Here is a 12520-nt window from a genome sequence, read left to right on the forward strand (position 1 = left end):
TTGCGCCGCTTTTGTGAGGCCACTCAAGTAAACGGGGCGGGGCGGGTGGGAATGTGTGAAACAGCTCACGCGGCCAATGCCTGGCGGGTGCCAGGGGTTGGCCGGACGCGCCCCATGGCGGTAATTCGCCGGCGCCGGCGGCCGGGGTCGCTTTCTCCGGCGGCGGATGATAATTTGGTGGGCATCGGCGCGGCAAGCGGCCAGGCATTATCACCGGAGTCAATATGCGTTATCAGCGTCAGCGGACATTAAGCCTGGCAGCGGCGGTCCTGCTGTTATCGGCCTGCAGCACCACCATGCCGACCAAAGCCAGTGGGTTTCTCGGTTCCTACGATCGCCTGGCGCCATCGCCCGACGGCAGCCAACGCAGGCTGCGCACGCCGTATGCGCTGGATCCGGCGCATACGGTTATCGCCACGGTGGAATGGCGGGTAAAGAAGGGCGATTCGCTGTCCCCGCTCGAGCGCGCCAGGCTGCTCAACGAACTGCGCGCGGGACTCCAGGCGCAGATCAACCGCCTGCCGGCGGCGGCTGACGGCCGCCCGGCGGAAATCCGCGCCGCGATCACCGATATCGCCACCGTATCCCCCTCGTTAAACGTGCTGAGCGTGGCGATGTTTGCCGCGCCCCTGGACCGGGGCGGGGCGTCGGTGGAAATCGAGGCGCTGGATCCCGGCTCCCGTCAGCAGCTGGCGGCCATCAGCATCGGCTATTTTGCCCCGCTTAGCGATCTCAAGGCGCGGTTCAGCGCCCTCGCCCCGGCATCCATTGCGCTGAATAAGGCGGCCGCGGAATTCGGTCCGTTATTACGTCCGGCCGATTGAGATAATAATAAGTTTCCGGCGCGCGGGTATTTATTCTCGCCAAATACGCTATATTAAGGGAATTGCACCGCAACCAATAAAATTGTATTTAAAGAAAATAGGTAACGAATAGTTAATCATCAATTTTTTGCAATATTTCCGTAAACTCTATCCCCATATCCTGGGCAGGGTGCGCTCCGAGCGTTGAGGACTATTTAAATGGAACGGAAAGGAATCATTCTCGCCGGCGGTGCGGGCACACGCCTGCATCCTGCCACCTTGGCCATCTCTAAACAGCTTTTGCCTGTATTCGATAAACCGATGATATATTATCCGCTAAGCACCCTGATGCTTGCCGGTATAAAAAATATATTAATTATCTCCACCGAGCAGGATACGCCGCGCTTCCAACAATTGTTAGGCAGCGGGGAACAATGGGGAATCAATCTGAATTACCAGGTACAGCCCTCCCCCGATGGCCTCGCGCAGGCGTTTATCCTGGCGGAATCATTTTTGAATGGCCACCCCTGCGCGCTGATCCTGGGGGATAATATCTTTCACGGTCATGATTTGCCAAAACTACTGAATACAGCCATGGGTTGCGATAAGGGGGCCTGCGCCTTCGCTTATCACGTCCATGACCCGCAACGCTACGGTATCGTAAAATTCGGCCCGGGAGGAAAAGTCGTCAGTCTCGAGGAAAAACCGATCAATCCTAATTCCACCTGCGCGGTAACCGGACTGTATTTTTACGATGAGGAGGTCTGTGAATTAACTAAAACGTTAACACCTTCACCGCGCGGTGAATTGGAAATTACCGATTTAAACCGGCTCTATCTGGAAAAAGAGGCGCTGACGGTGCACGTCATGGGCCGGGGATACACCTGGCTGGACGCGGGCACTCATACGGCGTTATTGGAGGCGGGGCAATTTATCGCCACGCTTGAAAGCCGGCAGGGATTAAAAGTGTCTTGCCCGGAGGAAATTGCTTACAAACAGCGGTGGATCGACGAACGGCAGCTTGCCGCGCTGGCCCGGCCGTTAATGAAAAATAGTTATGGACAATATCTGAAATTTTTACTGGAAGAAAATACGCCATGAAATTCACCCCCCAGTCTATTTCCGACGTCGTGTTAATTGAACCCACGTTATTTGCAGATGGACGCGGTTATTTTTATGAAAGTTTTAATTTGGAGAAATTCCAATGGGCCGTTAAGCGCGACCTGTGTTTTGTCCAGAACAATGAATCTTTTTCCGGGCAGCATGTGATTCGCGGCTTGCATTATCAAATTCACCGGCCGCAGGGCAAACTGGTGCGCGTGGTGGCGGGAGAGGTGTTTGATGTGGCGGTGGATTTGCGCCGCCAGTCACCGACTTTCGGCCGCTGGACGGGAGCGCTGCTGTCCGCGGACAATCACCACCAGCTGTGGATCCCGCAGGGGTTTGCCCACGGATTCCAGGTCATGTCCGCCACGGCCAAACTGCAATATATGGTGACCGATTACTGGTGTCCGCAATACGACCGCTGCATCCGTTTCGACGATCCCGATATCCGGGTGACATGGCGGGAGATCACGGCGCCCGACGGCGGACCCGTTGAACCGACATTATCCGCCAAGGACCAGCGCGGCAACCTGCTGGCCGATGCCGAGGTATTTTAACGTTATGGAAAAAATATTCCTTACCGGCGGTACCGGCATGCTCGGTAGCTATGTCACCGTCACGCTTAACGATCGCGGCTACGAGATTATCGTTGCCGATCGCCGCCATTTCGATTTAGCCAATCACAAGGCCATCTATGACTACGTAAAAGAGATCGCGCCGGATGTGGTCCTGCATTTTGCCGCCGAAACCGATGTGGATCTCTGTGAGCGCGAACCGGCGCGGGCCGGCATCTGCAATCACCTGGCAACGGAACAAATCGCCAGGGCGGCCCAGGCCTGCGGTGCCTGGATGTTATATATTTCCTCGTCGAACGTTTTTGGCGCCGAGGGCAAGATAAGCTATAACGAACTGGATATCCCCCTGCCGACCAATTATTACGGACGCTCGAAACTTAACGGCGAAGAGGCGGTCAGGTCCAACTGTCCGGATAATCACCTGATATTGCGCGCCGGCTGGATGATAGGTGGCGGTCCGGGGAAGGATCATAAATTTGTCGGCAAGATTGTCCGGCAAATCAAGGAAGGCGCTACCGAACTTAAAGCGGTCAGCGATCGTCTGGGCAGTATTACCTCCGCCGGTCAGTTGAGCGCTTTTATTATGAATGCGATGGCCCATCGCCAGACGGGAACCTTTCATTTTGCCAGCCACGGTACCATCAGTCGTTTTGATATCGCGCGCGCCATCGGCGATATATTAAAGTTCCAGGGCGATATCGTGCCGGTGGAGTCGTCCCGATTCCCTTTGTCCGCGCCGCGTCCCTTTTCCGAGGGCATCCAATCCATTTATCTTCCGTCGTTGGATACTGCGTGCGCACCGGGTTATTGGAAGGATGATCTGGCAAGCTATGTTGCCTCATTTCAGGGATGAAACGGCATGATAAAAAGTAAAATGCACTATTTTTTTCACTATGCCCGTGAATTTGGCTATGGCAACGCGCTGATATTTTCGTTATTCAAGCTCTGTCCCCGCTTTTTTGTTTTATTGCATCAAAAAGTCAATGCCGGCACGAATACGGTGTGGCCGGAAATGGCGACGGTGGACCCTGTCGTTTCCGCTAACGCCGTGCTGGATTATATCCCCTGGACCGCCTATGGCGGCGCGCCGGTTGCCGCCCGCAGTAAAGAGGAACGGCCGGCCTTTATCTGGTTTGTCCCGGATTGGTCTAATGTCTGGGGCGGGGGCCATTATACCTTATTTCGTTTTGCCAACCATTTTGCTAAATATGATACCCGGAATATTATATTTATTTATAACAATGAACGGCACTCTTCCCCGGCGCAATTGCAGGACGAGCTAATGCAAGCCTTGCCAGGCTGTTTATTGGAAGTGATTACCGATCCCGCCCTGCTTCCCGCGTGCGCCGGCGCTATCGCCACCACCTGGCAATCCGCATACCAGGTGCGGGCATTTCCTTTCGCGCGCCAGAAATTCTATTTTATGCAGGATTATGAAAGCCTGTTTTATGCCTATGGCACGGCGTCCATGCAGGCCAACGCCACCTATGGTTTTGGTTTTACCGGTATTACCGGCGGGGGCTGGCTTAAGCAATGTTACGAGTCCCATGGCGGCCGCGCGCGGAACTATGTGTTTGCCGCCGATCGCAACATCTTTTATCCGGCGGCGGGCGAACCGAGGGTGCGCAAGACGGTATCTAGGCTGTTCTTTTACGGCCGGCCGTCTACGGAGCGCCGCTGCTTCGATTTGGGTATGGCGTCGCTGAAGAAAATCGCCCGCCATTTCCCTGATGTCGACATCGTGATTGCCGGCCTGGACTTAAAAGCCCGCCCGCCGTTCCCGGCCACCCTGCTGGGCAATATGACCCTTAAAGACACCGGGGATCTGTATCGCACCTGCGATCTGGGCATGGCGTTCTCCGGTACTAATCTGTCGTACCTGCCGGTGGAGTTAATGGCCTGCGGCGTGCCGGTTATTTCCAATAATGGACCGCAGGTGGAGTGGTTTTGCCGCCACGGCGTCAACGCCTGGCTGGCGGATCCCACCCCGCAGGCCATGCTGGAGGCGTTTACCGCGCTCTATCACGATCGCATGCTGCGGCAAACCCTGGCGGACGGCGGTTTGGCCGCCATGGCGCCGCTGGACTGGGAAGGGCAGATGACGGACATCTATGAGTACGTCGCGGCTAATAGCGGATGACAGAGCCTGTTTTCCCACCCGGCTTGGCGCGGGACAACCGCGCCGGGCCTATTCGCCCGGCGTAATCTTGCCGCGGTCAATCATGCCCTCCACCCCCATTACGCCGTCCCGGATGCCGCGCAGCATCATGCGCAGGCGCCGCGCCCGACGCTTGCCGGCAAGCAGGAAGAAGACCAGGAACAGCGCCAGGCGATAAAGATGGGCGAGACGCCAGGACATGCTCATCGGCGTGCGGCGTACCATAACAAGGGTATTGCGGAAGAGATAATAATTTCTCAGCGGGTTATGTTGCGGCACCTCGCGCCAGCGGCCGCACCAGATTTTGACTACCCCGTGGCCTAACGTATGGCGCAAAACCGCCTGCTGCGCGCCAAACAGGCGGTAGCCGCGGTGAGCGGCGCGAAAGCACCATTCGGTATCGACGTGATCGATAAAAAAGCCGCTGTTCATCAGGCCAATCTCCCGCAGCGCCGTGGCGCGGATCAGCATGCCGGAGGAGATAAGGAAATCTGTTTCCGCGTAGCCCCCGCGGCGGGGATAGCGGCGGCGAATAAACAGGCTTTGTTTGCGCACGAAGCCTGAACGGGTGGCGGTGCGTCTGTCCACTTGGGTCGGACCGACCGCGCCGACCTGGATATTGTCGGCTAAGAGCCGGGTTTCCAGCAGCAACAGCTGCGCCACCATATCTAAGGCCGGGATACTGTCGTGATCCAGCAGCAACACATGGGTGCAATGCAGGTCCAGCGCCCGCCTGATGCCACGGTTCTGGGCGGCGGCGATGCCGAGATTGCCGGGCTGGGGCAGGATATGCCGGCGCGGCGAGCCGTGGGCGAATGCCAGCAGGCCCGCTACGCATGCGGCGGCGGATCCGTTATCGACGATCACCACTTCCTGTACCTGCCCGCCGACGGCGGCGAGCAGTTCGGACAGCACGTCCGGGTCGGGATGATAGGTGACGATTACCGCGCCAACACAAGGCGAAGCCATTTTTCTATACGTCCCGACGCGTATCCACGGACATCAGGGGCAACATCATAAATACTGTTTCTCCACCCAGCGGGTATACGCGCCGTTGACGACGTTGCCGACCCAGTCCTGATGGTCCAGATACCATTGTACGGTCTTGCGGATGCCGGTCTCGAAGGTTTCCGCCGGCCGCCAGCCCAGTTCGGCCTCGATCTTCGTGGCGTCGATGGCATAACGGCGATCGTGCCCCGGCCGGTCTTTGATAAAGCGGATTTGCCCGGCGTAAGGCTTGCCGTCCGCCCTCGGCCGCAGCGTATCAAGCAGGAAGCAGATTTTAGTTATTACATCGATATTGCTATGCTCGTTCCATCCGCCGATGTTATAGGTTTCCCCCACCCGGCCGGAGGCCAGGACGCAGCGAATGGCCGCGCAGTGATCCTTCACGTATAGCCAGTCCCTGATTTGCCGTCCGTCGCCGTAGACCGGCAGGGGGTTGCCGGCCAGCGCCTGGTGGATTACCAGCGGGATCAGCTTTTCCGGAAAATGATACGGGCCATAGTTGTTCGAACAATGGGTGGTAATCGCCGGCAGGCCGTAGGTATGGCAATAGGCCCGCACCAAAAGATCGCTTGCCGCCTTGCTCGCGGAATAGGGGCTATTGGGCAGATAGTTATCGGTTTCACGAAAGGCCGGCGCGCCGGCGTCCAGGGTGCCGTAGACTTCGTCGGTGGACACGTGAATAAAACGAAAACCGGTCCTGACGGCGCTATCGGCGCAGTCCAGGTATAACCGCACGCTGTCGAGTAAATTGAAGGTGCCGACCACATTGGTCTGGATAAACTCGCCGGGGTTGAGAATGGAGCGATCGACGTGGCTTTCGGCGGCAAAATGGACCACGCACCGGGGCTGATAGATTTTCAGCAGACTGTCGACCACATCGCGATCGCCAATATCGCCACGGATAAAGATATAGCGCGGATCGTCGGCCAGTCCCGCCAGGTTTTGCCGGTTGCCGGCATAGGTCAGCTTGTCGAGGTTGATTACCCGTTCGTCGTGCTGCGCCAACCAATCCAGGACAAAGTTCGCGCCGATAAATCCCGCCCCGCCCGTTACCAATATACTCATAGCCTCAAATCTTCCTGAAAATCACGGCGAAAAATAACCCTATGTTTCCCAATAGAGTCTGACGATAGATGCCGGTCTGCCTTAACACTTTCAACCTGGCGAACAAGGGCACATCACGGCCGCGGATAAAGGTATGCAGCAGCCCGATGTTTTCCCGCTTCAATTGATTTTTGGCCAGCAGCAGCGCCATGATGTTGCGATCGACCCACTGGCGAAATTCGCCGCGCCATAACATCTTGAGGCGGCGTATTTTGTTGTTAACGCCTTTATTGGTGCCCACCAGATTATTGGCATGCTGGCGATAGCGTACCGACGGATAGTCGTCATAAATCACGCAGCCGCCGCAGCCGGTGACCAGCAGATAGGTCCACCAGTCATGGGAGACAATATTGACCCGCCCGGCTTCCAGCAGCAGGCCGCGCGCCGCGTGGTTAAATATCATGGTATTGCCGCCGCCCAGGCTTTGCGTCAGCGCGTTGGCAAAACTCGGCGGCTTGCGAAATAACGGCGAAAAACCGATTTCACGGTTGCATTCATCCACCAGCCGGGTTCTGGAGCAGTACATGGCAGGTTCCGTCTGTCCTTTGGGCGCGAGAATAGCCAGCGCCCGCGCCAGTTTATCCGGCTCCCAGATATCGTCCTGATCGGCGTAAGCATAATAATCCGCCTTGATTGCCGGGTTACATATCAGCGACAGGAAATTGCCGGCGAAGCCCTGGCGCGGACCCGCCAGCAGGGTAAGCCTGCGCGCGCCGCAGCGTTGCGCGAAGGTGGAAATTATCGCCAGGCTTGCGTCCTGCGAGCCGTCGTCGGAAATCCATAACGACCAATCATTGCAGGTTTGCCGAGCAATGGATTCCAATTGCATAGCAAGAAATTCCTGGGCGTTGTAGGTGCCCATCACTATTGCGACCTTATTCCTGTCGGCGTTCTGCGGCTGCAAGGTATCCAAACGAGTCCCTCTCCCTCTCCGGCAAATAATGGCCTCGATACGGCGATGAGGCAGGCATCCATTGCGGAAATGCTAGTACAGGAATGGTCGCCGGCGCAGGGAATAGAGTGTTTACCCGGGTGAAAAAGATATTGCGGCTGTAGCAATTGGTGGCGTGCCGGTAAATCACTACACTGGGTGCCACGGAGGCGGGACCTGATGACGCCCCCGGGTCCGGGCAATGCCGGACGTGAATTTTTATCCTTTCTACCACCGCGCTTTAGGATGAGCCGCCGCAATGGACTTTGCTTTTAACGACTTGCTTAACAGCCTGCGCCACCTGCCGCTGATCGGCCATTTGGCCTACAGCGACACCAAAGCGCGGTATAAGCGCAGCATGCTGGGGCCGCTGTGGCTCACGCTTGGCGCGGCCATCGGCGTGGTCGGCCTGGGCCTGGTCTGGAGCCAGCTGCTCAACCAGGAGCGCAGCCAGCTTATCCCTTCGCTGACCGTGGGATTGCTGTTATGGCAATTCATCTCAGGCTGCGTGACGGAAAGCACCTCGGTGTTTGTGCGCCAGGCGCAGATTATCCGCAACCTGCAATTGCCTTTTTTTATCCATCCCATCCAGCTGATGGCGCGCCAGTCCATTACGCTGCTGCATAACCTGATAGTGCTGGTCCTGGTGCTGCTGGTCTATCCCCAGCCGGCGGGATGGGTCACGTTGCTCTGCCTGCCCGGCCTGGCGCTGGTGCTGGTTAACCTGCTGTGGATGTCGGTGCTGCTGGGGTTAATCGGCGCCCGGTTCCGCGACGTGGAGCAAATCGTGCAGTCGCTGATGCCGATAGTCTTTTTCCTGACGCCGGTTATCTATAAGGCGGGCCATGCCGGCGTGAACCAGGCGATTATCTGGATGAATCCTTTTACCTATTTTATCGCCCTGGTGCGTGAACCTCTTTTCGGCGCGGCGCCGGGGGCCTTTGTCTACCTGACGGCGGGGGCCATGGCCGTGCTGGGCTGGACGGCGACGCTGATACTGTTTAACCGCCGCGCTCCGCGTCTGGCATTTTGGATTTAACCGCGCGGTTCTTTGGGGTGGAACTCTTCTTATGGCTTCTCTTGTCTTTGATAATGTCACGGTCGCGTATCCGATTTACAACGCCCATGCGCAATCCCTGCGTAATCAGCTGGTCAGGATCGGCACCGGCGGCCGCATCGGCAAGGGCGCCGGCGCCATCGTCACGGTGACCGCGCTGGATCGGGTGAGTTTTCGCTTGCAGAGCGGCGATGCCGTGGGGTTGATTGGACATAACGGCGCAGGCAAGAGCACCCTGCTGCGAACCATGGCCGGCATTTACAGCGCTACCGCCGGCGTGGTGACGCGCACGGGGTCGGTGGCGACGGTGTTCGAGCTGGGCGCAGGCATGGACCCCGAATTGTCCGGTTATGAAAATATCATGCGCATGCTGCTGTTGATGGGGCATTCCCGGGCACAGGCCAGGGCCGCCGTGGCGGATATCGAGGATTTTAGCGAACTGGGCAACTTTCTGGCCCTGCCGGTGCGCACCTATTCATCGGGGATGACCATGCGGCTGATGTTTGCCGTGGCCACCTCGGTGCGGCCCGATATCCTGCTGATTGACGAAATGTTCGGCACGGGCGACGCCGCTTTTCGGCATAAGGCCGAGACGCGCATGCAGGACTGGATTGCCGGGACCGATATTTTTGTTTTTGCCTCCCATGACCTGGGATTGGTCAAACGGTTGTGCAATCGCCTTTTCCGCCTGGAGCACGGCGCAATCCATGAGGAGGATATCCAGGCGCTCTGACGGTCGCCGCGCATCCTAGAGCGCGATGGCCAGCAGCACCGCCGCCAGTAAACCGACGTATATGCCGGCATGTAGCGCGTCGTTTACCGGCGGGATACACTTTTTCGCCAGCCAGATGCCGCTAAAACCCGCGATAATCAGCAAACCCAGGATCTTGAGATTGATAAAACCGATATAATCCAGGCCCCGGTCGCGGCCCCACGCCGCAACGGCGTATATCGCCGAACCCGCCAGCGCCACCGGCAGGGATAAAGGATTGGCGGCGCTGACGCAATGCTTCATCGCGTAGCCGTGCCGGCGCAGTAAAGGCACCGTCATAACGCTGCCGCCCACCCCCAGCATGGCGGCAACGGCGCCGATGGCGAGACCCGCTCCCGCCGAGACGGTGCCTGACAAGCGTTTTTCCGCCGGACGGTCGAGAAAACCGCGGCGAAAAACACAATCCATTAGGGTCAGCAGCATATAGAGAATAAACAATACCCGGATGATCCGATCCGTTAATATTAAGGATAATAGCGCGCCGCCCAGCGCACCCGCGGCAATAAAATAGATCATCGGCAATACGGTTTCTTTTAGCAGGCCCCCCGCGCGCCATTGCATGATAGTGGCATAACCTGAATTCACCACCATCACCGCCGTCGAGGTGGCGACCGCGATATGCATGGCCTCATGAGATAGCCCGGGCGTGGCCGATACCAGATGATAAACGAAGGGCACCACCACAAAACCGCCGCCGAAGCCGAACATAATGGTGGTAATACCGGTGAGCAAGCCGGCGGCGAGTATGATGATGATTTCGTTCATATCCTATTTCCTGCGGTTAATGATGCCTGATAGCCCTGGCGGTGAATAAGCAAGGCTTGGGGTTATTCCGGGCGGGTTTATACGGGGCAGGGGGATAATAGGCGTCCGTGGCGGCGTTTACTTGATATTACCAATCAACTATCATCGAGATTCGGTCATTTCACGTCATGCCGGGCGGTGAATGTACAATATTGCCATAAATGATGTCGATCATGTGGCGCGTCCGGTCGTCGCCATCGGCACTGATTATCCGCGGGGGTTTTCCCTGCCCGCCCACCGGCACCGGCGCGCGCAGCTGCTGTACGGCGCGTCGGGCGTGATGCATGTCCGCACCCGTACCGGCAGTTGGATCGTGCCCCCGCAGCATGCGGTCTGGGTGCCGCCGGAGATGGAGCACAGCGTACGTTTCGAGGGGGTTTCCACCCGCAGCCTGTATATCGAACCGGAATCGGTCCGGCCGCTGTTTGCCATAGACCGTTGCCGTATCGTCACGGTATCCCCCTTGCTGCGCCAGCTGCTTATCGAGGCGGTGGCCGTAACGCCGCTGTATGATCCGGCGGGGCGCGACGGACAGTTGATTAACCTGTTGCTGCATGAGCTGGCGCTAATGCCCGGCGTACCGTTTGATATTCCCTTGCCGGAGGATGCGCGCCTGCTGGCGCTGTGCCGGCAGTTCCTCGAACACCCGACCATACACCAGCCGCCGGAAGAATGGGCGGCGCGGTTTTTTATGAGCATCAGCACCTTCAGGCGTTTTTTCCGCCAGCAAACCGGCATGGCTTGCGCGCAATGGCGCCGCAGGGCATGTGTCGTACTGGCGCTGGCCCGGCTCGCCGACGGCGAACCGGTCACCGCCATCGCCTTCGATCTCGGTTACGAAAGCAGCGCCGCGTTCGCCACCATGTTCAGACGCGAACTGGGTCATGCGCCGTCGATCTACTTCCCGCAGCGGATGGGGTTGGCGCAAAGCTGACGGCGGCGAGCTCAGGCACCGTGTTTATCGACGATAAAATCAAACTTGGTCAGACCGACGCTCTGTGCGCTGGTCATGATAAATGAGACGCGGCCATATTCCGACGCTTTATCGGCGTAAATGCGCAGGTGGGGAAGTTGCGGCAGTTTTGCCGTCTCTTCCAGCCGGATTTTAAAGGTGGCGTCATCCACCGCCTGCTTATCCCAGGCGATACTGCCGTCGGCCATGACCGAGATATCAACGGATTTAACGTCTTTATCCACCACGCTGGCATTGGCTTTGGGCAGATTTACCTTTACCGAGTGATTGATCACCGGCAGGGTGATCATAAATACAATCAGTAGCACCAGCATGACATCGATAAACGGCGTCATATTAATATCGTTGACCAGGGGCTCTTCGTCTATCTCGAATTGTGAATTACCGGATATGCTCATTTTTACTCCTCTCACTTGCCTTTACATCGACTGACCGGCGCGAAACGGCTGGACACGATTACCGGCCGTGGCGTCGCCGGCCCGCAGTTCGGTGACATCGCCGGTGGTAATACGCGAGCCGGTGAGATAGTAGGCATGCAGATCGTGGGCGAAGCGGGCGATGGCATGCTGCAGGCCGCGGTTGCGCCGGCTGATGGTGTTGAATCCCAGCACCGCCGGAATAGCGACGAACAGGCCGAACGCCGTCATGATCAACGCTTCGCCCACCGGGCCGGCGACGTGGGCCAGATCCGGCTGATCCGCCAGGCTGATGGACTGCAGCGCATGATAGATGCCCCAGACGGTACCTAATAGCCCGACAAACGGCGCGGTGCTGCCGATGGAGGCAAGGATGCCAAGGCCCGCTTGCAGACGCGCGCTGCTGTCGTCGATACTGTTTTTCAGGCCGCGCGCCAGCCAGTCGCTAATATCCAGATTATTACTGATACTGGTCTCTACATTGTATTGGTGAGACATCGCGGCATGGCCGGCGATCGCCAGTTCGCGAAACGGATTGTTGCCGCCGTCGCCCAATGAATCAATGGCGGACGGTAAATTCTTTTCGCTCCAAAACCGGTTTTTAGTGCGCTGGGCGATTTTACGCAGTCCCGCTCCCTGGATGCATTTAATCACAATCACCGACCAGGACATTACGGACATGACCAGCAGCACCAGGGCCACCGCGCGGGTGATTATGTCGCCCTGCTGCCAAACGTGCTCAATGCCAAACTCATTCATTTTGCTACCTCGATTATCAAAAAAGGCTATCGGTAATATTCATGCGCCGCCCGTGA

The 12520-nt window shown here is 57.7% G+C and carries 14 protein-coding genes; 8 read left to right on the top strand and 6 right to left on the bottom strand.

Going from position 1 to position 12520, the window contains the following annotated elements; translation table 11 throughout:
* Positions 1-224: 224 nt before the first annotated feature.
* The 5 genes from ACL2XN_RS17845 (at position 225) to ACL2XN_RS17865 (ending at position 4622) form a co-directional block, all read left to right on the top strand.
* Complete coding sequence (locus ACL2XN_RS17845) at positions 225-824, top strand: DUF3313 family protein (protein WP_413729183.1); 600 nt, start codon at positions 225-227, stop codon at positions 822-824.
* 198 nt (positions 825-1022) lie between these two features.
* Complete coding sequence (rfbA, locus tag ACL2XN_RS17850; RefSeq protein WP_410012880.1) at positions 1023-1904, top strand: glucose-1-phosphate thymidylyltransferase RfbA; 882 nt, start codon at positions 1023-1025, stop codon at positions 1902-1904.
* Positions 1901-2464, top strand: a complete 564-nt coding sequence (gene rfbC / locus ACL2XN_RS17855) for a dTDP-4-dehydrorhamnose 3,5-epimerase (RefSeq protein ID WP_410012881.1) — start codon at positions 1901-1903, stop codon at positions 2462-2464. The genes rfbA and rfbC overlap by 4 nt, the downstream gene beginning before the upstream one ends.
* 4 nt (positions 2465-2468) lie before the next feature.
* Positions 2469-3335, top strand: a complete 867-nt coding sequence (locus tag ACL2XN_RS17860) for an SDR family oxidoreductase (RefSeq protein ID WP_410012882.1) — start codon at positions 2469-2471, stop codon at positions 3333-3335.
* A gap of 6 nt (positions 3336-3341) precedes the next feature.
* Positions 3342-4622: a glycosyltransferase gene (locus ACL2XN_RS17865; RefSeq protein ID WP_413729184.1), complete on the top strand. Its 1281-nt coding sequence runs from the start codon at positions 3342-3344 to the stop codon at positions 4620-4622.
* 48 nt (positions 4623-4670) lie between these two features.
* Here the strand turns inward: ACL2XN_RS17865 and ACL2XN_RS17870 are convergent, their stop codons facing one another.
* Genes ACL2XN_RS17870 through ACL2XN_RS17880 form a run of 3 tightly spaced genes read right to left on the bottom strand, consistent with a single transcriptional unit; the run spans position 4671 to position 7665 of the window.
* Complete coding sequence (locus ACL2XN_RS17870) at positions 4671-5609, bottom strand: glycosyltransferase family 2 protein (protein ID WP_413729185.1); 939 nt, start codon at positions 5607-5609, stop codon at positions 4671-4673.
* Positions 5610-5654: 45 nt separating this feature from the next.
* Positions 5655-6713 carry a dTDP-glucose 4,6-dehydratase gene (rfbB, locus tag ACL2XN_RS17875; protein ID WP_413721743.1) on the bottom strand — a complete coding sequence of 353 codons (1059 nt, stop codon included), beginning with the start codon at positions 6711-6713 and terminating at the stop codon, positions 5655-5657.
* 4 nt (positions 6714-6717) lie between these two features.
* Entirely contained in the window at positions 6718-7665 is a 948-nt protein-coding gene (locus ACL2XN_RS17880; RefSeq protein WP_413729186.1) for a glycosyltransferase family 2 protein, read from the bottom strand.
* A gap of 277 nt (positions 7666-7942) precedes the next feature.
* On the opposite strand from ACL2XN_RS17880, the gene ACL2XN_RS17885 reads away from it, so the two are divergent.
* Complete coding sequence (locus tag ACL2XN_RS17885) at positions 7943-8722, top strand: ABC transporter permease (RefSeq protein WP_410012887.1); 780 nt, start codon at positions 7943-7945, stop codon at positions 8720-8722.
* Positions 8723-8753: 31 nt separating this feature from the next.
* Entirely contained in the window at positions 8754-9473 is a 720-nt protein-coding gene (locus ACL2XN_RS17890) for an ABC transporter ATP-binding protein (protein ID WP_410012888.1), read from the top strand.
* A gap of 15 nt (positions 9474-9488) precedes the next feature.
* On the opposite strand, the gene ACL2XN_RS17895 is transcribed toward ACL2XN_RS17890, so the two are convergent.
* On the bottom strand, positions 9489-10277 hold the full coding sequence (locus tag ACL2XN_RS17895; protein WP_413721741.1) for a sulfite exporter TauE/SafE family protein: 789 nt from the start codon (positions 10275-10277) through the stop codon (positions 9489-9491).
* A 181-nt stretch (positions 10278-10458) separates the two neighbouring features.
* Here ACL2XN_RS17895 and ACL2XN_RS17900 point away from each other — a divergent pair, with 181 nt between their 5' ends.
* Positions 10459-11250 (top strand): AraC family transcriptional regulator, encoded by a 792-nt coding sequence (locus ACL2XN_RS17900; RefSeq protein WP_413729187.1) that lies wholly within the window; start codon positions 10459-10461, stop codon positions 11248-11250.
* 11 nt (positions 11251-11261) lie between these two features.
* Here ACL2XN_RS17900 and ACL2XN_RS17905 read toward each other — a convergent pair whose 3' ends face one another.
* On the bottom strand, positions 11262-11687 hold the full coding sequence (locus ACL2XN_RS17905; protein ID WP_413729188.1) for an ExbD/TolR family protein: 426 nt from the start codon (positions 11685-11687) through the stop codon (positions 11262-11264).
* 21 nt (positions 11688-11708) lie between these two features.
* On the bottom strand, positions 11709-12464 hold the full coding sequence (locus ACL2XN_RS17910) for a MotA/TolQ/ExbB proton channel family protein (RefSeq protein WP_413721739.1): 756 nt from the start codon (positions 12462-12464) through the stop codon (positions 11709-11711).
* Between the last annotated feature and the right edge of the window lie 56 nt (positions 12465-12520).

This window comes from Sodalis sp. RH22, from assembly GCF_047324165.1.
Taxonomy (GTDB): Bacteria; Pseudomonadota; Gammaproteobacteria; order Enterobacterales; family Enterobacteriaceae; genus Acerihabitans.